Origin of the sequence: Desulforhopalus sp. IMCC35007 (assembly GCF_005116575.1) — a bacterium.
GTDB lineage: Bacteria > Desulfobacterota > Desulfobulbia > Desulfobulbales > Desulfocapsaceae > Desulforhopalus_A.
This window is the reverse complement of the sequence record NZ_SWCN01000001.1, coordinates 324,909-347,121: the sequence shown is the minus strand read 5'-3', so window position 1 is coordinate 347,121 and position 22,213 is coordinate 324,909. Positions and strand designations below refer to the sequence as shown.

General features: G+C 49.0%; 15 protein-coding genes, 1 tRNA gene and 1 riboswitch. Of the genes, 6 read left to right on the top strand and 10 right to left on the bottom strand.

Going from position 1 to position 22,213, the window contains the following annotated elements; all coding sequences use genetic code 11:
- Window positions 1–56 precede the first annotated feature (56 nt).
- The 8 genes from FCL48_RS01500 to FCL48_RS01465 all read right to left on the bottom strand — a co-directional run bounded on the left by FCL48_RS01500 (window position 57) and on the right by FCL48_RS01465 (window position 10,030).
- Window positions 57–2,774, bottom strand: a complete 2,718-nt coding sequence (locus tag FCL48_RS01500; RefSeq protein WP_136870464.1) for a molybdopterin-dependent aldehyde oxidoreductase — start codon at window positions 2,772–2,774, stop codon at window positions 57–59.
- A 52-nt stretch (window positions 2,775–2,826) separates the two neighbouring features.
- Window positions 2,827–3,849, bottom strand: coding sequence for a molybdopterin-binding protein (locus tag FCL48_RS01495; protein ID WP_136870463.1), 1,023 nt, complete (start codon window positions 3,847–3,849; stop codon window positions 2,827–2,829).
- Window positions 3,850–4,369: 520 nt separating this feature from the next.
- On the bottom strand, window positions 4,370–5,023 hold the full coding sequence (gene thiE, locus FCL48_RS01490; protein WP_136870462.1) for a thiamine phosphate synthase: 654 nt from the start codon (window positions 5,021–5,023) through the stop codon (window positions 4,370–4,372).
- Window positions 5,013–5,552 (bottom strand): sulfur carrier protein ThiS adenylyltransferase ThiF, encoded by a 540-nt coding sequence (gene thiF / locus FCL48_RS01485; protein WP_136870461.1) that lies wholly within the window; start codon window positions 5,550–5,552, stop codon window positions 5,013–5,015. The genes thiE and thiF overlap by 11 nt, the downstream gene beginning before the upstream one ends.
- A complete protein-coding gene (gene thiH / locus FCL48_RS01480; RefSeq protein ID WP_136870460.1) occupies window positions 5,549–6,658 on the bottom strand; it encodes a 2-iminoacetate synthase ThiH in 1,110 nt (369 codons plus the stop codon). Before thiH ends, thiF begins: the two co-directional genes overlap by 4 nt.
- A 54-nt stretch (window positions 6,659–6,712) precedes the next feature.
- The gene (locus tag FCL48_RS01475; RefSeq protein ID WP_136870459.1) at window positions 6,713–7,483 is read right to left on the bottom strand and encodes a thiazole synthase; all 771 of its coding nucleotides are present in this window, start codon (window positions 7,481–7,483) and stop codon (window positions 6,713–6,715) included.
- A gap of 4 nt (window positions 7,484–7,487) precedes the next feature.
- Window positions 7,488–7,685 (bottom strand): sulfur carrier protein ThiS, encoded by a 198-nt coding sequence (gene thiS, locus FCL48_RS01470; protein WP_136870458.1) that lies wholly within the window; start codon window positions 7,683–7,685, stop codon window positions 7,488–7,490.
- Window positions 7,686–7,775: 90 nt separating this feature from the next.
- Window positions 7,776–7,872, bottom strand: a riboswitch (TPP riboswitch).
- A 160-nt stretch (window positions 7,873–8,032) separates the two neighbouring features.
- The gene (locus FCL48_RS01465) at window positions 8,033–10,030 is read right to left on the bottom strand and encodes a methyl-accepting chemotaxis protein (protein WP_136870457.1); all 1,998 of its coding nucleotides are present in this window, start codon (window positions 10,028–10,030) and stop codon (window positions 8,033–8,035) included.
- Between the two features lie 501 nt (window positions 10,031–10,531).
- On the opposite strand from FCL48_RS01465, the gene FCL48_RS01460 reads away from it, so the two are divergent.
- From FCL48_RS01460 to FCL48_RS01445, 4 genes are all read left to right on the top strand, one after another.
- Window positions 10,532–11,458 carry a TRAP transporter substrate-binding protein gene (locus tag FCL48_RS01460; protein ID WP_136870543.1) on the top strand — a complete coding sequence of 309 codons (927 nt, stop codon included), beginning with the start codon at window positions 10,532–10,534 and terminating at the stop codon, window positions 11,456–11,458.
- A 60-nt stretch (window positions 11,459–11,518) separates the two neighbouring features.
- Entirely contained in the window at window positions 11,519–12,064 is a 546-nt protein-coding gene (locus tag FCL48_RS01455; RefSeq protein WP_136870456.1) for a TRAP transporter small permease, read from the top strand.
- 1 nt (window position 12,065) lies between these two features.
- On the top strand, window positions 12,066–13,316 hold the full coding sequence (locus FCL48_RS01450) for a TRAP transporter large permease (RefSeq protein WP_136870455.1): 1,251 nt from the start codon (window positions 12,066–12,068) through the stop codon (window positions 13,314–13,316).
- 100 nt (window positions 13,317–13,416) lie between these two features.
- Window positions 13,417–13,493 (top strand) — tRNA-Met (locus FCL48_RS01445).
- A 130-nt stretch (window positions 13,494–13,623) separates the two neighbouring features.
- Here the strand turns inward: FCL48_RS01445 and FCL48_RS01440 are convergent.
- Both FCL48_RS01440 and FCL48_RS01435 read right to left on the bottom strand, forming a co-directional pair.
- The gene (locus FCL48_RS01440; protein ID WP_136870454.1) at window positions 13,624–13,815 is read right to left on the bottom strand and encodes a hypothetical protein; all 192 of its coding nucleotides are present in this window, start codon (window positions 13,813–13,815) and stop codon (window positions 13,624–13,626) included.
- A gap of 152 nt (window positions 13,816–13,967) precedes the next feature.
- Window positions 13,968–16,055 (bottom strand): DNA topoisomerase 3, encoded by a 2,088-nt coding sequence (locus FCL48_RS01435; RefSeq protein ID WP_136870453.1) that lies wholly within the window; start codon window positions 16,053–16,055, stop codon window positions 13,968–13,970.
- 578 nt (window positions 16,056–16,633) lie between these two features.
- On the opposite strand from FCL48_RS01435, the gene FCL48_RS01430 reads away from it, so the two are divergent.
- Window positions 16,634–20,986, top strand: coding sequence for a PAS domain S-box protein (locus FCL48_RS01430; RefSeq protein WP_136870452.1), 4,353 nt, complete (start codon window positions 16,634–16,636; stop codon window positions 20,984–20,986).
- A 556-nt stretch (window positions 20,987–21,542) separates the two neighbouring features.
- A complete protein-coding gene (locus FCL48_RS01425; RefSeq protein ID WP_136870542.1) occupies window positions 21,543–22,175 on the top strand; it encodes a LysE family translocator in 633 nt (210 codons plus the stop codon).
- Window positions 22,176–22,213 lie beyond the last annotated feature (38 nt).

Here is a 22,213-nt window from a genome sequence, read left to right as displayed (position 1 = left end):
AAAACAAAAAACCTCCGGACGCAGAAAGCATCCGGAGGTTGTCATGCCGCCCTTATTTATTTGTTCAGCCCTGCAAGAACTTTTTCAGGCAGAGCTGGGAGTACTTTGATTCGTACACCACAAGCATTGTAGATGGCATTGATAACCGCAGGAGCCGGTCCGCAAATTGGAACCTCACCGACACCAGATGCACCAAAAGGACCATCAGGACGTGGGCTTTCTACATAGATAATCTCCATATCATCGGGGATCATTTTTGCGTATGGGAAGCCTGCACCGACCATCGTGGAGTGCTTCTTAATGTCTTCATAGTCCTCAGTAAGAGCATAACCAATACCCTGTGCCAGGCCACCATAAATCTGGCCATTAACAACGAGGAAGTTGTTGACCTTACCAACGTCGGCCACCATGGTCATCTTCTCAACGGTGGTTTTGCCTGTGGCAAGCTCAACCGCTACTTCGGCCATGAACACACCATACATATAGCAGCAGAACGGGCTACCCTGTCCATTTGCATCACACTCTTTTGCAGGAGCTGTAAATTTACCGTAATAACGGAGTTCACGCTTGTCAGCCACCATCTCATCGTAGGTACGGAAGCTGCCATCTTCTTTTTTCATACCTTCGAGAAGTTGCTCACAGGCATTTTTAATGGCCTGACCAACCATAACCTGTGAACGACTACCACCTGCAGGCCCGGCATTTGGTGCCTGGCTGGTGTCATTCATCACCAGTTTGATCTGCTCAGGAGCAAGCTTCAATGGACGAAGTGCCTCATGGGCCGTACCCAGTGTACCCATATCAGCTCCCTGACCGTGATCTTCCCAGCAGCTGTATGCGGTTACCGTTCCATCAGGGTTGAGCGCTACGTCAGCTTCTGCATTGTCAGGACCGTCAAGACCGGAACCATATACAGCGATAGCAAGACCGACTCCACGCTTGACAGCATCGGTAGATTCAGCAACCGCTCTCTTTTTGGCCGCTTCATACTTAGGACGGATTTTATCCATCATCTCAGGTAATGAATACACCTCTGGATCCTGGCCACTTGGAGTCGTTGAGCCCTTGCGGTAAACGTTCTTATAACGGAGCTCAAATGGATCCATACCAAGTTTTTCGGCAAGTTCGTCCATTAATACCTCAGATGGGAACTCGGCTTCAGGTCCGCCGTATCCGCGGAATGCAGATCCCCATGCGTGATTGGTACAAACGGTGCGGCCTTCACCACGGATATGATCGATATTGTAACCAGCACCGATAAACTGAGCACCACGAAGAGTCAACAGATCACCAAACTCCGAATATGGTCCATGATCCACTGTCCAATCCGATTCCATGCCAAGGAGATTACCTTCTTTATCTGCGGCCATACGAACGGTGGTAAACTGTGGTGAACGTTTACCGGTATATGTCTGCTGCTGATACCAGTCGTAACCGAGATATACAGGCTTACCGGTTGCAAGACAGGCGGCACCGACAAGGGCCTCCATGGTTGGGCTGAACTTGTAACCAAAAGTACCACCGGCTGGGTTTTGCACCATTACGATGTTTTCAGGCTCAATACCGAGGCCTGGAGCAATCATGTAGAGATGCAGGTGCAGACCGATGGATTTGGAGTGGATAACCAGCTTGCCCTCGTCATTCATATAGGCAAAACCGACATCTGGCTCGATTGGCATATGGGGCTGACGGGTGGTAAAATAATCACCTTCAACGACGAGGTCTGCTGATTCAAAAATTGGTGCGGTCTCGCCACCTTTGGCAATTTTCTGGGTGAAATAGACGTTTGGAGTACCAGGATGAATCTCAATGGCATCTTCAGCCATGGCAGCCGGTGCACTCATGTACTCAGGCAGTGGTTCCAGCTCAACTTTTACCTTGGCTGCAGCAGCTTTTGCCTGCGCTTCTGTTGCTGCACAGACGATGGCAAGAGCATCTCCATACTGGAAGACCTTCTCATCACAAAGGATTGGACGATCCCAGCCATCACCTTTGTTGGTTGGGAAGGTGATCAGGCCGGTGATACGGTTTTTGCCTTTGATGTCTTTTGCGGTAACGATTTTCACAACGCCTGGCATGAGACCGGCTTCTGCAGTATCGATGGATTTAATTTTAGCATGGGAAACCTCAGCTTGTACCAGAGCACATTTAAGGGTTTCTTCTGGCATTTTCAGACCAAGATCCGCACCATAGTCACAGGTACCGGTCACTTTGGCAATGGCTGATGGACGTGGATAATTCGTTCCCCAGATGCGGCCGTCTTCTGGAATTTTGAAAGCAAGATCATCCATGCTCATTTCACCGCGGAGAACTTTTGCGGCATCCATGGTGGCGTCTACAAGCTGTTTGTAACCGGTGCAGCGACACGCATTACGATGTTTGTTGAACCATTCACGTACTTCTTCACGGGTTGGGCTGGGGTTGGTGTCAAGCAGACCTTTAACAGAGACGATAAAGCCCGGAGAACAGAAACCACACTGGGCGCCACCATGTGCCATCCAGGCCATCTGAATTGGATGCAGGTTGTCTGGTGTACCGATACCTTCGATAGTGGTAATCCTGGCCCCATCTTTAACGCGCCTTATCTTCAAGGCACAGGAGCGAACCACTTTACCGTCAACGATGAGACTACATGCCCCACACTGCCCTTCGTTACAACCCACTTTGGTGCCGGTGAGACCGAGGTTATTGCGAATGACAGTCGACAGAGCGTCCTCGGCGTTCGCCAGCACGTTGCGGGTGACGCCATTTACAACAAGTTGCTTTTTGATCATGCCTGTTCCTCCAAAATACTATTTTTCACTTCAATTACGCATATTGCGCTGTTCATATTTTCCCGAACCCACAAACCGGGTATCGGCATGTTTCACATCCTTCGCAAAAACCACCGTGGCCAAAGGCGACGATATCTCTGCGACTCAACTTTTCACCCGCAAGAATACGGGGCACAACCAGATCAAAGATACTGGCCTTGTGATACATAACGCAGCCAGGCAAACCAACCACGGGAATCCCCGCAAGATAGGCCAGCATAAACATGGCTCCGGGGTAGGTCGGTGCGCCATAGCTGATCACCTCGGCACTGGTCGCCCTGATTGCCGAAGGTGTCTGATCGTCGGGATCAACACTCATCCCTCCGGTAACCGCAATAAGATCAACTCCCTGCTCCACAAAAGAATGAATTGCCGAAACAGTCATATCAATTTCATCTGAGACAAAAACCTGGTTGGCAACAGTTGAGCCCAGTTCGGCGAATTTTCTTTTGAGGACAGGCCCAAAACCATCTTTGATTCGCCCGGTATACACCTCACTCCCGGTGGTAACCACCCCAACCCGGGCAGCCTTGAGCGGTTTCACCTCTATAACCGGCCCGCTCTTTTCACACAGGCTTTCAACCTCAAAGAGGATCTCTTCAGGTACGGCCAGAGGAATAACTCTTGTGCCAGCCAGGGCTCTGCCTTTTTTCACAAACTGTAAATTATGGATCGTGGCAAAGGTCACATCCTTGATACAGTTCATATCTGTTAACGCATCGGTATTGATGGACAGGAGACCGTCTATACTGGCTTCAAGTGTAACCTTTCCTTCACTGGGTCCAGTGAAAGTGATATTTTTTCCGGCTGCGGCACCCGCTAAGCGAAATGCAGCATCATCTTCATGGACATAACCGTCCTTTGGGTCAAACACATAAATATTGGCCTTGCCGATATCCAGAAGGGTCTGAATGTCACCGTCTGTGACGACATGCCCCCGCCTGAAAGCAGGTCCTTTTGATTCACCAACCACTATCCTGGTAATATCATGACAGAGGACGGTTCCTACGGATTGTTCTACGGGAATTGCCTTCATTTCAACGCACCTTCTCTATTGAAATTGGAGTGATATAATGATTGCATCAAGCGTCAGGGAAACGCCCAGCGACGCCTCAAAATTTACGTTAGAAAATTACCTCTATCCCGTATCCCCTTGTCTTTTTTTCTTAAAAATGACTTTATATGACTCACACTGACAAAAAACCTAGGAAGCCCCTGAGGGGCCAGGGTCATTTTGACACACGAAACAGTATTGATTTTATAATTTTTGCAGAAGGCTTAAAACGAAAGGGAAAAGTTTGGCAGGTATTGAACGGACACGGTTTTTATTTGACGGAGATCTGAAGGAAATTCTAATACTGCTTTCACGCAGTGAAAGTTACTCTTGGAGCCGTCAAAAAAAGAAGAAACAATGTGTTGATAGTCATTGAAGACATTGGGACTCCAGCTCCTGTTGAGCTGGCTGGAATCTGGTGGGATGTATTGACGGAGTATTGGAGACCCCATCCTTGATGGGGTACCATGAGGCAGGTTCCGTTGGGTTTGTTTTTTACATTTCAGGGCAGGTAACTGCGCAGTTTCATAACCGTAGAATAGATATCGTCGCTTGCCACAATCTCGGTCACCAGACAGATGGTTTTCGCACCACGGTCTACAACATCCTCCATGTTATGCTCCTTGATCCCACCGATGGCAACAAAGGGCAGAGGAGACTGTGCTGCAACATACTCTAAGTACTCAAGTCCCACGGCATCGCAGACATCCTCCTTGGTATTGGTCGTAAAAATCGGGCCAACTCCGATGTAATCAGCTCCTGCCGTAACCGCCTGTCTTGCCTGCTCAGGAGAATGGGTCGACAATCCTATTATTTTATCATCTCCAATCAGCTGTCGTACCGCTGCAACGGGCAGGTCTTCCTGGCCGACATGCACCCCGTCAGCATCGACTAAAAGAGCCAGATCAACATGGTCATTAATGATAAATGTGACCCCATGTTTGCGCGTCAGTTCTCGTATCTGCTGACACTCGACCAACATCTCTCCAACATGCTTTTTATGTTTTTTTTCACGGTACTGGACGGTTGTAACTCCACCCCGGATCATCTCTTCCACGACCTGAAGATTGGACCTGCCTTTTGAGAAACACTCTGCGGTAATACCATAAATTCCTTCCTGCAACGGTCTTTTAGGGCTCACTTTCTTATCCAGCATAATGACCACACTCTCTTAATATGACATCTGACATAAAAGCCGCGACTGCCACGACCTTATGGGCATACAGGCCTGCTTGTTTGATATCGCTTGTGAAATCGCCGACAATAAAACAGTTGCCCAGTCTGCGGCAGGAAATATTCTCCAGTTCTGATCCCGCTATTCCACTTGCTGAGACGACAGATCTGTCATCTCCTGCAAAGGATTCAAGCAGCATTTTCTTGTCTTCACTCCTGTCAAATCCTTCCACGATAAGACCGCAACCCGCAAAAATCTGAAAGATATTTGAACGGTCCAAAGGTGTTGCGATCACCTCAATATCAAGCTCGGAATCAATGCGCAGCAGATTTTCTCTCAGCATCTCGACTTTCAGTTTTCCCACCTGATCCCGAAAATAGAACTGGCGGTTGAGATTGGAGATTTCCACCCGGTCATAATCTGCGATTGTCAGGCGTTTGATCCCGCTCCGAACCAGATGAACCGCAACATTTGAACCGATTCCACCAACACCGGCTATTGCCACTCTCATTGGATACGATCCCAGTCTTTATACACCGGCTGATACCCATGGGCGACAACGGCTCTGGTCACCTCTTCGACACTACGCTGATCGGTGATCTCAAATTGCGGGGTTTCAGAGCTGTCATGGCTTGCGTAACCTCCAACACCGGTGCAGGAACCCGCAGAAAAACGGGTTACCCCCAGGCCTATGAGATTATCCCGAAACGAAGCGGACTCTCGTGTTGAAACAGTGATTCCAGCTCTTGGCAGAAACAGTCGAAATGCACAGAGAAACTGAACAAAGGTTTTGTCATCCACGTAAAACGACGGACTGAAATCACCTTCGGCGGGATTAAAGCGAGGCAAGGAAAAGGCCACTTCTGTCTGGGGATAGGTATCTTCTAAATATCGCCCATGCAAGCCGGTAAAAAACACCTCACTCCGCGGTTCAGCCAGGCCAAGCAAACTTCCAAGATTGACGTTGCGAAAGCCGGCCTGCGCCCCCCTCTCCGGACTGTTCAGCCGATAGAGATAATCACTTTTCCGCCCTGCAAGATGTACCGTTTTGTAGATATTCTGATCATAGACTTCCTGGAACAGGGTGAGACCATCTACCCCCGCATGTTTGAGGGTAAGGTACTCCTCTGTCTCCATTGGAAAGATTTCAATGGAAACAGAGGCGAAGTATCTTTTCAGGCATTCCACGGCCTCAACAAGATAGGAGACTGGTGTCACCTGCTGGGCCTCACCGGTCAGAAGTAACAGATGCTGTACCCCGGTTTGGGCTATAGCCTGTGCCTCAACCTCAATCTCCTTGATGCTTAACTTGCGTCGCTTGATACCATTTTTCAGATTAAAACCACAATAGATGCATTCATTAGAGCAATAATTGGATATATAAAGGGGAATAAAGAGCTGAATTGTACGACCGAAATATTGAACAGTCAGCCGCTGGGCTTTTTGGGCCATGGGCTCCAGATATTCGGCAGCCTTTTCGCTGAGAAGGGTCAGGAAGTCAAGGCTGGTCAATTTTTCTTTGAGCAGAACCCGTTCAATATCTGTTGCCGTAACTTGTTTAAAAAATTCTCTGAAGTTAAAATCCTGATGTTTTTCGATTATATTATAAAATGACAAAGGACCACCTCTTTATTAAAAATCTTTTCACTGCAACCCACTGGGTTAAAGTCTTCAGTTCAGAAATCCTGTCAAAGGAGATGACGCCCTTGCCAGTGGGCTTTCACCCGCCACTTCAGCGAGATATGCCATCCTTCCAGCTCTGACCGCCAGAGCAAAGGCCTCTCCCATGGCCACAGGGTCGGTGGCGGTTGCAATGGCTGTATTTACCAGAACGGCATCCGCTCCCATCTCCATAGCTTCGGCGGCCTGGGATGGGCGACCAATCCCTGCATCAACGATTATCGGAACGTTACAATTCTCGATGAGAAGAGCAATCATAGCCTTTGTCTCAAGCCCCCGGTTTGTCCCAATCGGAGCACCAAGGGGCATGACGGCTGCCGCCCCCGCCGCTTCGAGTCGTTTGGCAAGAGGAAGGTCAGGCAGAACATAAGGAAGAACGATAAAACCTTCTTTGGCCAGGAGTTCCGTTGCCTTAAGCGTTTCAAGGTTATCCGGCATGAGGTATTTCATGTCGGTGATAACCTCTATCTTTATAAAATTGCCACAGCCTGCTTCCCTTGCAATACGCGCCACCCGAACCGCTTCGTCAGCGCTCCTCGCCCCTGAAGTGTTGGGCAGAAGTGTCACATTATCAGGAATATACGCAAGTATGTTTTCGGTGGGAGAAGAGAGATCAATCCGGCGAAGGGCAACCGTAATCATCTGTGATCCGCTCGCAGCAAGCATGTGTGGAATCAACTGATTTGAACTGAATTTTCCTGTCCCGGTAAATAAGCGGCTCCCAAAGCTCACCCCACCAAGGTTCAATACATTATCCTCCACGTGTTCATCCTCCTCCAACAAAACTCAGTAGCTCCAATCGGTCTCCATCCTGTAAATGGACTTCATGCCACTGTGTCTGTTTAATAATTTGACGATTAAGTTCCACCACGAGTGAGTCCGCCTTCAACCCTTTTTTATCCACAAGTTGATGAATGTTCGACGGTCCTGTCTCTTCTGGCTTCCCATTGATATAAATCTCCATGACACCTCCATTCCGACAATAAAAAAGCCGCTTTCCCATCAAATGGAAAAGCGGCTTAAACAGATAATTCTACAGGTAGATTCAGTGTTTTTTACATTCAAGCCGCTTTCCTTCGCCGATATTATCCGGATCAGGTTCCAAGGGTTGGATAGTATCCTCTCAGCAAGAAGCACCCCTAGCGATACCAGTATATGTAACAGGCTCTCCTGTTTTTGACAAGATGCAGAGTGATGAACCTTTGTAAAAAACAATGCGGAAATCGATATTCAAAAAAAAGCCGCCTGATCAGCGAGGTGCTGATCGGGCGGCTTTTACTCCATCCCCCGGTACTGGCGGTTCTAAGCAGGTTATACTTTGAAATTATTTACAATGGATTTGAGATGTTCTGCTAACTGATGCAGGGACTCAACGCTACGGTTCACCTCATTGCTGCTCTCAGAAATTTCAGTGGAGGCATGATTCACGCTGGAGATATCCCCCGCTATTGTACCCGCCACAGATGATATCTGGTTAACATTTTCATTGACCTCAATCAGCCCCTGGGATGCCTGGGATATATTAATGGCTATTTCATCGGTTGCTGCAGACTGCTGGGTGACTGCGGCCGAAATTGTGGCAACAATTTCGTTCACACGGTTAATAACGGACGAGATCTGATCAATCTCTTCTGTGGTCTCTTCGGTGGTTTCCTGCACCTCGCCAATCTGCTTTTTGATATTCTGGGTTGCAGCAGCTGTCTGCTTAGCCAATTCCTTAATTTCATTAGCAACAACGGCAAAACCTTTGCCGGCATCTCCTGCCCGGGCGGCCTCGATAGTTGCATTAAGTGCCAGCAGATTGGTCTGCTCCGATATCTCTGTGATAGTCTCTGTCACCTTGTTGATCGCCTGGGCGGCTGTATGTAAGTCGTTAATTTTGGCAGAAGTTGACTTCGCCTTGCCAACGGCTTCTTCTGAGATAGTATGCGCCATCTCAGAATTTTGAGCAATCTCTGCAATTGTGGCACTCATCTCCTCTGCGGCACTGGCAACCATGGAGATATTTGTTGTTGACTCCTCCATACCTGCTGCAACACTATTTAAGCTGACGGTCATTTCTTCTGCAGAGGTTGCGACACTCTCGGAGCGCCTGGAGGTTTCGCTGGCACTTTGAGAGACACCTCTTGAAATCAGGGCAAGAGAGCGGGCCGACTCGTCGACCATTCCCGTGCCGTCAGTGAGTTCTTTTATTATTCCCTGGAGTTTTTCAACGAAGGTATTAAACCAGCGGGATAATTCTCCTATTTCATCTTTGCTGGTAGCGGGCAGTCTTTTCGTCAGATCACCCTCACCCTGAGCAATATCTTTGATGTTCGCCACGGCTCTATTGATTGGTCCGACGATACTTCTGGCCGCAAAATATATCGCTACTCCAACCACCAGAAGAGTTATCAGCGTCACCAGGAGAATACTGTTTCGAATTGCCCGCGAAGTTTCAAGCAACTCTTTGGTATTTTGCGTCAGGCCAACACTCCAGCCTTTCACAGGAACGGGGGCGAAACCTGCGATCTTATCCACATCCTGAAAGACGTATGGCTCCACACCCGTGTTCCCGGCCACCATATTCCGGGAAATCGACTCCATACCTTGTAATTTCGTGATATCTAACTTCAGCAGATGTTCAGCCTTTGGATGGGCTATAACAATCCCTTTCTCATTGACCATAAACGCATAGCCTGTATTGCCCACTTTTCTTCTGTTGACAATATCAGTGAGGGCAGAGGCGTTAATCGGCAGACCCAAAATGCCCAGGAATTCTTTGGCTTCAGAAAAAATTGGGGCACAAACCACCAAAATCATCTCACCTGTAGATTGAGAGACAACCAGATCACTCACGGCAGCCTTCCCGGTTTCTTTGGCCGTCATAAAATAATCTCTGGAGGAAACATCGGAGCCTGTATATTCCGAACCATCTAACCGCTCTCCCGTATAGAGTTTTCCTGCGGGATCCGTTACAAATATTCCAAGATATTGATTACCCAGCTGGGCATATATCTCTTTCATGGACATGCGTAACTTCTGTACCTGTTCTGTCGAACTGTCGGGTCTCTGTTCCCTCACCAGCATGCCAACCTCAATGATCTGGGTATTGACGGCATAGGCATTTGCTACCTTTTTTTCTTCAGAGAGAACAGTATCAACCAGACGAGCCACATCCTCGGCGCCAGCCTGCATTGTTATCATTGCCTGCTGCTTGAGTGCAGTTGAGGCTTTTTGCGTTGAAATAACCCCAACTATCGCCAAAGGTATAATTACAGCGAGAAAACCACCAAGAATCAATCGAAAAGCAATCGAATGTCTATTCATAAAAAAGTCTCACCCAGGATTAGAGTTTTACTTATGGTACCCAAAACAGTGTTCGAAACTGTGTCGAACATAAAATTACTTTTTGAGTAAAAATTAACAGGCTTGTGATTAATTGTATGAAATACAGTTTGGCCACGTCAAGGTAATTCCCTTCTTTTCACCCTGTAAAATTAAGCTTTCCAGATAATTCATCATCCTCCCGACCAGCCTGCAGACAGCTCTGTCATAACCGAACAAATCTGTCAGATATTTAGAATCTCATTTGCAAAATAGCCAGTAGCAACGAGATACTTTCGACGTTGAAATTCATTGCGCCAGCCCGGAGAAAACGCTAGGATAACTCCTGCCTGGAGGGAAACAAATGGCCATTGGAAGCATTTATTATTAAAACGAAAATTATTTCACCTTCACCAAACAATAGCACTATCAATTAAGAGGAGAATCATCGTGAAAATCGCACAATTATGCAGCGCATTTATCTTTTTTTGTCTGTTTTCTGTCATGACAAGCACAAGCACCCTGGCCGCAGGTAAAGTTATAAAACTCTCCCATGTGGTAAATGAAAAAGACGGCTTTCATATCGCCGCCCTCAAATTTAAGGAACTGGTGGAAGCCGGCTCAGACTACACCATTGAGATCCATCCAAACGCTGAGCTCGGTGATGAACGTACCTTACTTGAAGGCATGCAGTTCGGCACTATTGATATGGGAATCATCACCAATGGTCCCGTGAGTAATTTTTCCCCTGAAATTGCAGTATTGGAACTTCCCTTTCTCTTCACCTCAAATGAAGAGGCCTACAAAATAATGGATGGCTCCATCGGTCAGGAGCTTCTCGGCAACCTCAGTAAAGTCGGCTTGAAGGGTCTTGCCTATGCTGAGCGTGGTTTTCGTAATCTGACCAACTCAAAACGCGAGGTACTCAGCCCTGCGGATCTTAAAGGCCTGAAAATTCGAGTAATGGAAAACCCTGTATATATTGATACTTTCAAGGCCCTTGGGGCAAATGCCGTTCCTATGGCATGGACGGAAGCCCTTACTGCAATGCAGCAAGGCACAATAGATGGTCAGGAAAACCCTGTTAATGTTATCTATTCCTTCAAGCTTGCTGAAACCCAAAAATTCATGTCGTTTACCAGACACACATATGCACCTGCTGTATTTGTAATGGGTCAGAACTTATACGCTTCTCTCGATGAAAAAAGCCAAAAACTCTTTCAGGAAAGTGCCCAGGCCGCAGCACAGCATGAACGAAACTGGAATATGGAGCAGGAAGCAGAGCAACTGGCTGCCATCAAGGAACTGGGGATGACCATCTCAGAGCCTGATCTCACCCCGTTTCAAAATGCTGTAGTCCCTGTATACACCAAATACGGAGAAAAATTCGGCAAGTACCTCGATGCAATTAAAGCAGAACTCGGCAAATAAACAGTAAGTCCTCATCTGTCTTTCATGGCAGCATGAGGACCTTTCTCCTGTACTCACAATATGGCTGCATTTTGCATCCTCACGCTTCCCGAAAACCCATATTTCTCTATGAACACCATTTGCCAATACCTTAAAAAGACGAGTGATCAAATCGACACCGTTTTCCGTTTTGCCTTATTTTTAACGCTCATGGCAATGATTATCCTGATTACCGCCCAGATCATTTTTCGTGTATTTTTTACAGCCCTCAGCTGGAGTGAAGAATTATCCCGGTATCTTCTCGTCTGGAGCAGTTTCATCGGCACAAGTGTTGCTTTTAAAAAAGGGGCCCATATTGCGGTCACCTTTGCCGTAGATCTCCTGCCAGATACACCGAAAAAACTGTTGGGAACACTCTCCTGTCTCCTGATGGCCATTTTTTTCTTCATTACAATCCGGTATAGCATCAATCTTTTTAACATACAGCTCTTCCAGGTATCACCGGCCATGGGGATTAAAATGCGCTATGTTTATATGATTATTCCAATCTGTTTTTCCGTCATGTCCGTCCATCTGCTCAGTCAGATCAGTGACATATGGCGGACTGAACCTCAAGTGGAGATATAAAATGGGCTGGATACTTTTTTTCTCATTGTTTGCCCTTATTTTGACGGGCATGCCCATAGCCCTTGCCATAGGCTTTTCATCTCTGGTTGTTTTGGCTCTCAACGATCTGAATCTGGTCCTGCTGCCCCAGCGAATGTTTGTCGGAACAGATTCTTTTCCGATGATAGCGATACCCTTTTTTATTCTCGCAGGAGACCTGCTCGCTAAAGGAAATGTATCAAAACGACTGGTTGACTTTGCTGATGCCTGCGTTGGCTGGATTCGAGGAGGGCTGGCTCTGGTTGCAGTGCTTGGTTCAATGTTTTTTGCAGCCATCTCAGGGTCCTCCGCTGCCACGACGGCTGCCATTGGTACACCACTTATCCCCGAGATGAAACAAAAGGGCTATCAGGTTCCCTTTGCCGCAGCCCTGATAGCAGCCTCAGGCACCATCGGAGTTATCATCCCTCCGAGTGTTCCGATGATTTTATACGCGATTATCGCCGACGTTTCCGTGGCCCAGCTTTTTCTCAACGGTTTTCTTCCCGGGGTACTCATGGGTGGCATACTGATGTTATATTCAGTCTATGTTGCCAAGAAAAAGAATTATCCTATTGGTGGAAAATTCAGTCTGAGAAATATTTTTGCCCATTTTAAAATCGCATTTTTCGGTTTACTGACACCAGTCATAATTCTTGGAGGCATTTTTTCTGGCTTCTTCACCCCTTCTGAATCGGCAGTAATTGCAGTAGACTATGCGATTTTCGTCGCTCTTTTTGTGTACCGTGACATTAACCTGAAACAACTCTATGAGGTGATCGTCAATTCAGGAATTACCATGGCAATGATCATGTTCCTTATTGCCACATCCCAAATTTTCAGCTGGGTCCTGGCCAATTGGTCTATCCCCTCTGATATTGCCCATTTTTTACTATCGTTCACAGAAAATCCTCTGCTGATTTTACTGCTGATCAATGTGGTTGTCCTCATTGCCGGAATATTCATGGAGACGGCGTCGGCACTTATTATCCTGACGCCCGTATTTCTTCCGATTGTCGAGCAACTTGGCATCAATCTCATTCATTTTGGAATCGTTATTGTCATGGGGCTTGCTATCGGAATGATTACACCACCTGTTGCCATCAACCTTTACGTTGCAAGCTCAATAACAGGAGAAAGCCTTGAAAGTCTGAGCAAACAGATCCTGCCCATGCTCCTGCTGCTGGTCTCCGTGCTCTTGATGACCACTTTCGTGCCGTTATTGTTTTACTGATATTTTACAACAATGACTCCGGACTGAGTAAGACGAAAGCAGGTACAGGTAACTCAGCCATTGACAATTGTTTTGAAGGGTGTATAGTGCCCAAACTTATCGCGGGGTGGAGCAGTCTGGTAGCTCGTCGGGCTCATAACCCGAAGGTCACAGGTTCAAATCCTGTCCCCGCTACCAAGTAAATTCAAGGGATTCAGGTATTTTCTGAGTCCCTTTTTTATTGTTCAAAATTTCATTCCCCGTATTATTCCCCGCACTGAAGAAGTTCAAGAAGAGAGTTTTATTCTCAAGGCAAGCTTTCCATTGATCAGGTGTTAAACGCCCCCTCCGGACTACAGCTCCGGCAGAGATCTTTCATTTGCCACCGTCGCCCCTGGTAAATCCGCTCAAGTTGGAGCTCTGGCCATAACCACAGGTGGTTTTGATGGTGAAACAAGCCCGTTGTTACCGGCTTGGTGTTCAGCATTGTTTCTCCTTTTTCTTTAATGGTGATATTCATCAATGAATCCATTGTTAGTTTTTTAGTGCTCAGGAACTACTCTTTTCAGACCACAGTGGAATTTCAAGACACCGCCCAATCACTGCTTGGGCAACCATGCCGACAATCGATCCCTTACTATCAGCTCCCGCCGACTATTGCTTCTTCCCGGCCTAGGACCTGGCGGGACGATCTTTCTTGACGATGTGTTTTTGCCGGTCGGCGGAGGGCAGCCGCAGGTCCATAATCAAACCTTGGGTGGAAAGGATGAGGATGCGCGGCTCGTTCTCAATCCTGATCGGCTGCGGCAGGACGCGCAGTTGCAGCAGGGCCTGAATCTGCCTGGGCACAAGCGTGACTCCTCTGCACTCTGCTTCAAGGACAAAGGGACAACCTTCTGCCCAGCCGGAGCAGCCGTAGGCACGTTTCCCTTTGATTACCTCTTTGCCGCAGATTGGGCAGCTGCCCCAGCGTGCGGGATCAAGCCGCCGGGTGGAGCTGTGCTCAATCAGGGTGCGGATATAGTCGCTAATTCCGGCCATGAAGATATCGGGATCGAGTTGGCTGCGCTCAATTTTTTTCAGTTTCTCCTCCCATTCCCCAGTCATCTCCGGCGATTTGAGTAGCGGGTCCTGGATAAGGGCGATCAGAGTGCGGCCCATGTCGGTGCAGCGCAGTTGTTTTTTCTCGCGCTGGATATAGTTGCGGCGGAGCAGGGTTTCGATGATGGCAGCGCGGGTGGCTGGTGTGCCGATGCCCCTTTCTTTAAGCGCCTCACGCAGGGCGTCGTCTTCGACAAACTTGCCGGCGGCCTCCATGGCGCCGAGCAGCGAGTTTTCGGTGAAGTGACTGGGAGGCTTGGTCTTGCCTTCGCGCAGGGATGGCTCATGCGCTCCGGTTTCCCCTTTGGTAAAGGCGGGCAAGGCCTGGTCGTCGGCAGCGTCCTGACTCACCTTCTTTTTCGGGAAGAGAATGGTCCAACCCGGCTCAATAAGCTGGGTCCCTTTGGCCTGAAATTTTACCTGCTCACTGACGCCGTCAACCGTGGTCACATGTTTGACGCAGACGGGATAGAAGGCGGCGATGAACTGGGTGGTGATTGCATCATAGACGAGCTGGTCATGAGCGCCCAGGGTGCGCGGCCTGACGCCTGTGGGGATGATGGCGTGATGGTCGGTCACCTTGGTGTCGTCGATGATTCGGGTGGTGAACGGAAGCTTGGCGAGGTTGAGCGGTGCGATCTGTTCAGCCCGCATGTCCTTGAGTTGTTCCATGATCTTGGCAACGCGCGGTTTCAGATCTTTGCTCAGGTACCGTGAATCCGTACGCGGATAGGTAATGAATTTTGCCTCATACAATTTTTGGGCGGCGGCAAGGGTGGCGGCCGCCGACAGGCCGCGCTGCTTGTTGACCTCGCGCTGCAGGGTGGTGAGATCGAAGAGCTGCGGCGGTTGCTCCTTGCTCTCTTTCCCGGCAATGCCGGTAATAACAAAGGGCTGGCCGGTTATCTTGTCGAGCAGGGTCTGGGCCTTCTCCGGTTGCTCGAAACGCTGGCCACTGTACTTGAACACCACCTCGCGGTAGCGGGTGATGAGCTCCCAGAACGACTGGGGACGGAACTGAAGAATGGTATCATCACGTTCGACGATCATAGCCAGCACCGGCGTCTGCACCCGGCCTATACTCCAGAGGACGCGATCGTTGCCGCCGATCTGACCGTGCCGAACGGTGTAGTAGCGAGTGGCGTTGAGACCGACAATCCAGTCGGACTCGCTGCGGCAGCGGGCGGCGGCATAGAGCGCGTCGTAATCGTGGCCGTCTCTGAGGTCCTTGAACGCTGCCTGGATGGCCTCGGGGGTCAGCGAGTTGAGCCAGAGGCGACGGATTGGTTTATCTTCGCAGTGGCACAGCGCCAGAATATAACGAAAGATCAGCTCTCCTTCCCGGCCGGCATCAGTGGCGCAGACAATTTCCTCAGCCTGTTCGCATAAGGTTTTGATCAGCTGGAACTGCCCTGCGACGCCATCGTTTTTTATCAGGGTGAGCTTGAATTCGTCAGGCACAAAAGGGAGGGTGTCAAGCGACCAACGCTTGAGCGCCGGATCATATTCGCCAGGCTCCTGAAGGGTTACCAGATGCCCGATGGCCCAGGTGACCGCACAACCGCGGCCCTCGATATACCCTTTCTTTTTGGCGGTAATATTGAGAACCTTTGCAATATCGCGGGCCACGGATGGCTTTTCGGCAATTACAACTTTCATCAGACGATTTTCTCGTGATCTTTGGTTACTTCTTTTACGAAGAGGGCGGCATATTAACAGATCTCCCCTCCCCTCACTGATCAAAAAACCTGGCAGCTTGACCGGAGTGTCGGTAAATGGTTGCTGAAGGCACTACCATTTCAACGCTCCCGTTCTCTGAGGTGAATACCTTTAAACAGAACTCACTGACAAGAAAAAATTGACTGATAAGTAGCAGCAGACAGCAGCTGTCCAAGACTGTGTCCTTTTTCAAAACCGGACAAATCACTATCGGAAACCTCGGCTTGTTGGGTTTCGGTCAACAAAAATCCGACTTGTTCTGTTCTGTTCTGTTCTTTTCTTCTCTACTCTTGTCTTGTCTGTTCTCCTGCGTGACGTCACGTGACATCGAAACGTGACTGTCACGTGACTGTCACGTGACACCTTGATGCCTCTCAAACGCGGGGAAGGCTCGCAATTATTCTTAAAATATCTTCTATCTGGTTTTTACTTCATTGGTTATGATATATTGGAAATATGTTGACCTCCACAGAGCGGTTCAAAGAACAGAAGACATTTGAGACGAAATAAGGACAATTATGACTGGCAAAGATGATATGAGCTTTCAAGCAAGCGAACTGCGCAGACAGGCCGAAGAGATGGCCTTAGAAAAACCTGCTTTGTCGCTGGAAGAAATCCATGCGATGTCCACCGAAGAAATCCAGCAGATACTCCACGAACTGCGGGTGCACCAGATCGAACTGGAGATGCAGAAAGAGGAACTGCGCCGGGCACAGGCCCAAATCGAAGCAGGACGATCGCGCTATTTCGACCTTTATGACCAGGCCCCGGTGGGCTATTGCACCTTGTCTGAGCACGGATTGATCATAGAGGCCAACCTCACCGCCGCCACTCTGCTGGGATTGTCTCGAAGTGAACTGGCGACGCAACCGCTCTCCCGCTTCATCCACAGTGATGACCAGCACATCTACTCCCTGCACCACAAGCAGCTTTTGGAGACGGCCACCCTCCAGAAATGTGATCTCCGGCTGGTCAAACCGGGTGGTGACTACATCTGGGCGCATTTGAAGGAAACAGTCATCCGGGCTGATGACGGTGCTCCTTTATGTCGTGTGGTGCTGAGTGACATCAGCGACCGCATCCGAGCCGAAAAGCAACGGGAAACCCTCGCCCAAAAATACGCCGCCGTGGTGTCCACCACCAGAGATGCAGTCTTGGCTGTTAATCTGGACAGCATGATCACGGTGTTCAACCCCGGCGCGGAAAAACTTTTTGGATGTGCAGCTGAAGAAGCCCTTGGTTCGCCCGTCATGCGCTTCTGCCCGGAAGACCTCCTGAAGGAACAGACCGAAATAATGCGCCACGTCCTGGATACAGGAGCGGTGGCTGGTTATGAGTCCGAACGGCTGACTACCGATGGCCGGCGCATACCTGTGGAAATTACGGTAAGCCGTAACACGAACGACCAAGGCTCGCCTTCGGGAGTTAATGCAATTTTGCGGGATATCACCGAGCGAAAGCTTGTGGAGGACGCTCTCCGTGAATCGATGGATTTTACTAATTCCATTATCCATTTCACTCAAGATGTTATTGTCTTTAAAGACCAGAATTTTATTTTCCGATTAGTAAACCCAGCCTTTTGCAAAATGATAGGCAAGGCTCAGAGCGAGATTATTGGAAAGACCGATTTTGATGTTTTCCCTTATGAACTGGCTGAAAAATACAGAAATAATGATAAATTTATTCTTGAAAGCGGCCAATCTGCAAATTTCGAAGAAACAGTTTCTGCTTACGACGGCACCCGATATGTAAGTACTACTAAGGCCCCTGTTCTTAATGACAACAATGTCTGTCAAGGAATTGTCATCATCGTTCGAGACATTACCGAGCACAAGCGGGCTGAGAAAGCATTGATCGAAAGTGAAGCTCTGTTTCGAGGAATGTTCGAGGATCACAGCGCGGTGATGCTGCTCGTTGATCCCAACACAGGTCGGATTGTTTTAGCCAATCAGGCCGCCGCTCAATTTTACGGGTTCCCTCTGGATAACCTGCTTCAGATGAACATCCATCAATTGAATGTCTTGTCACCGACAGAAATTGCTGAAAAAATGGCAGGTGCATTCAACAAGCAGATTAACATCTTCGAGTTTCAGCATAAGCTGGCAGATGGGCAGATTCGTGACGTACAGGTGCATTCCAGTCCGACAACACTTCAGAACCAGAGATTACTCCTTTCGATTATCCACGATATTACCGCCCGTAAGGAGGCAGACGCCAAGCTGCAGGCCTTCAGTCGCGATTTTGAAGCGTTCCTTGATCAGACCACCGACTTTGTTTACTTCAAGGACCTCGATAGCCGTATTCGCTTTTGTAGCCAGACGTTGGCTAGCATCACCGGCCATCGCAATTGGCGAGATATGGTGGGTAAGCACGACCGAGAGATCTTTCCGCCTGACACCGCGAAAATTTATGAAGATGAGGAAGAACCGGTCTTCTCTGAAGGTAAGCCCCTGCTGGGCAAGGTCGATCCGTACTACGACGAAAAGGGCGAAATAGGTTATGTCCAGACCAACAAATGGCCGTTGTTTGATGCCGATGGAAGATTGGTGGGTATCTTCGGCATCAGCCGGGACATCACCGAGCGGAAACGGGCTGAAGCAGCCCTCAAGGAAAGCGAAGCGAACTTCCGCTTGTTCTTTGAAACAGTGACGGACATCATGGCTGTCGCCACGCCTGAGGGACGCATACTCTTTACGAACCAGGCGGCACGAGATAAACTTGGCTACTCAGAGGACGATCTAGAGGGCATGCATCTGCTCGACTGGCACCAGCCTGAAGACCGCTCGGAAGCTGAGAGGATCTTCACCGCTATGATTCGAGGCGAACAAAAACATTGCCCCTTGCCACTGGCAGCGAAAGACGGAACGTTAATTCCCGTCGAAACCCGCGTCTGGTTCGGGCAATGGAGTGGACAGGATTGCGTCTTCGGCATCTGCAAGGACCTCAGTGCCCAGCAGGAAGCCCAACAACGCTTCGAACGAATTTTTTTCACCAATCCCTCCCCCATGGCCCTTTCCTCGGTTCCCGACCGGCAATTGATAGAGGTCAACGACGCCTTTCTCGAAACAATAGGATACACGCGGGAAGAGGTCATCGGCAAGTCAAGCGTGGAACTGGGTCTGATCGCGGACCCCAAGGCCCAAAACACCGTGGCCGAAATCATGCTCGCGAAGCGCCGCATCGCGAACTACGAGCTTCAGGTTCTGCGAAAAGACGGCATGCTTCGCGACGGCCTCTTTTCTGGAGAAGTCATTCGCAGCCAGGGGCGTGAGTGCTTTCTGTCCGTCATGATCGACATCACCGAGCGCAAGCGGGCGGAGGAAGCATTAAGAGAGCAACGCGACTTTTCCGAAAGCCTGATTGAAACCGCCCAGGCAATCATTTTGGTCTTGGACGCCCAGGGGCGCATTATCCGTTTCAACCCCTACATGGAGAAACTGGTCGGCTATGCTTTGGATGAGGTCAAAGGTAAGGACTGGTTCGAGACGTTTTTGACACCGGAAACCAGTCGTACCATCAAACCCCTTTTCGAAAAAGCCGTTAATGATATCCATACGAGTGGCAACGTGAATCCGATCATCGCCAAAGACGGCCGAAGGATTCTTGTGGAGTGGAACGACAAAACTCTTAAGGACAAAGAAGGCCGTACTGTCGGTCTTTTGGCCATCGGGCAGGACATCACCATGCGCAAGCAGGCTGAGACGGAACGGAAGAAACTCCGAGCCCAACTCACTCAAGCCCAGAAGGCTGAGAGCCTGGGGCGTATGGCCGGTGCCATTGCCCATATCTTCAACAACCAGCTTGGTGTCGTGATCGGCAATCTGGACATGGCCATTGAGGATCTGCCACGGGATGCAAAACCCATAACAATACTTACAAATGCCATGCAGGGAGCCCTCAAGGCGGCGCAGGTGAGCGGCCTGATGCTCACCTACCTCGGACAAACAACTGGCATACAAGTACCGCTGGACCTGTCCGAATCCTGCCGCCGGAGTCTGCCACTGCTTCGAGCGAAAAACCCACATGGTCTTCTTCTTAAGGTCAACTTTCCATCCCATGGCCCTGTCGTCAAAGCTAACGCCAATCAAATAGAGCAGATGCTGGCCCACCTCATCACCAATGCCCGAGAGGCCATAGACAATAATCAGGGAACAATCAGTCTGGCCGTTAAAACCGTTTGTCAAACGGATATTTCGGAAGTACACAGGTATCCCGCCGACTGGCAAGCGGAGAATCCAGACTATGCCTGCCTGGAGATAACGGACAACGGCTGCGGCATTGCGAAGGAGGCCATCGATAAAATTTTTGACCCGTTTTTTTCCACCAAGTTCACCGGTAGAGGTCTTGGTCTACCGGTGGTTTTAGGGATTGTAAGGGCGCATGACGGTGTTATCACGGTGGCAACCGGAGACCAGGGGACGACCTTCCGAGTGTTTCTACCACTGTCAGCAGGAGAAATTCCGCAGCAACTCGACAAAACTGCGCCAATTTCGGCAAGAGAAGGGAGCATCACGGTGCTGCTCATTGAAGATGAGGAAATGACCCGAGATATGGCAACGACCATGATCATGCGCCTTGGCTATACGGTACTTGCAGCAAAAGATGGTTTTGAGGCGATGGAGATGTTTGCCCGGCATCAAAATGAGATCCACTGCGTTGTTTCAGACGTGACTATGCCCCGCATGAATGGCTGGGAGACTCTGGCGTCCCTGCGCAAGCTTTCACCTAATATCCCGGTGATCCTCTGCAGCGGCCACGATGAAGCGCAGGTGCTGATAGGCGATCATCCCGAGCGTCCGCAGGCCTTTTTGCACAAGCCATATCAGATGGTGGAACTGCAGGCGGTGTTGGCGGAAGTGATGAATGACTGAGTTGATTCGGAATGAATGGTCAGTAAAGTGCTCGGTATCGGCTACTTTCATGCCTGGGGTTACGGCTTGTGGAACACGCCTAGCCGAAAAGCCTTGCCTGGTGGGCGTTGGCGGGTAGGGTCAGATTTGGCGTGTACCTATATTCGACCTCAACAGCGATCGAAACTCATATAGCTCCTATCGATTTTGATTAGTTAACCTCGTAAGGGTTTGTTTATCTCCGGTTTTTTTCTGTAATTATCTTAGATTTGAGCAAGGTCGGCAAAAGATTGAGCGCTAGAGTAATTTAGTGCTCGCTATATCAGTTAGAATCGACCACGGTGCCTGACACTTAAGGATAGGGTGTTAGCCCAAAACGGTAGTAACTGGATGTACAAGTAGATCAGAAAGTGTATATAAAATAATCCTGTAAAGGTGCAATGAGTAACAATCAACTGTTAATGTTGGATTGCTAAGAAAGGTGCTGGCTAATCGGCGTACAGGAGCAACACATGGCGAGATGTATGCAAAAACGTTCCTGTTTAAATATTTATTGTTAATTGAGAATGACACACACATGATCCCTGAAATAGAAACCTCAAGCCTTGTCATATTTGTTTCAACATTCTTTTTCGTTTCAGCTACCCCGGGAATGTGTATGACGCTTTCTATGACCTTAGGGATGACCTTGGGAGTAAGGCGTACGTTTTGGATGATGTGGGGAGAACTGCTTGGGGTAGGGTTGGTATGTGTTGCTGCCGTTGTGGGGGTGGCCTCCATAATGTTGAATTACCCGGCAGTGTTTCAAATTTTTAAATATGTTGGTGGTGCATACCTTTTATATCTGGGAATACAGTTATGGCTTTCAAAGGGCAAAATGGCTATCACTGTTAATAGCGCTGATATACAGGATGTCAGTCGCCGTGGTCTTGCTCTCCAGGGATTTGTGACTGCCATCGCGAATCCCAAGGGGTGGGCATTCATGATTTCTCTTTTGCCACCTTTCATTAACCCTCAATACCCATTGACTCCACAGATGATGACCATGTTAACAGTGATTCTTGTTATCGAATTTTGCTGTATGTTCATATACGCAAGTGGTGGGAAGACATTGCGATATCTTCTCAACCAAAAGAGCAATGTTCGATTGTTGAACAGGGTTGCTGGTTGCTTGATGATGGTTGTGGGTGTATGGTTGGCAGTTGGGTAGTTGAAGATTCCTATCTTTCAAGAACATCGGACCATGCG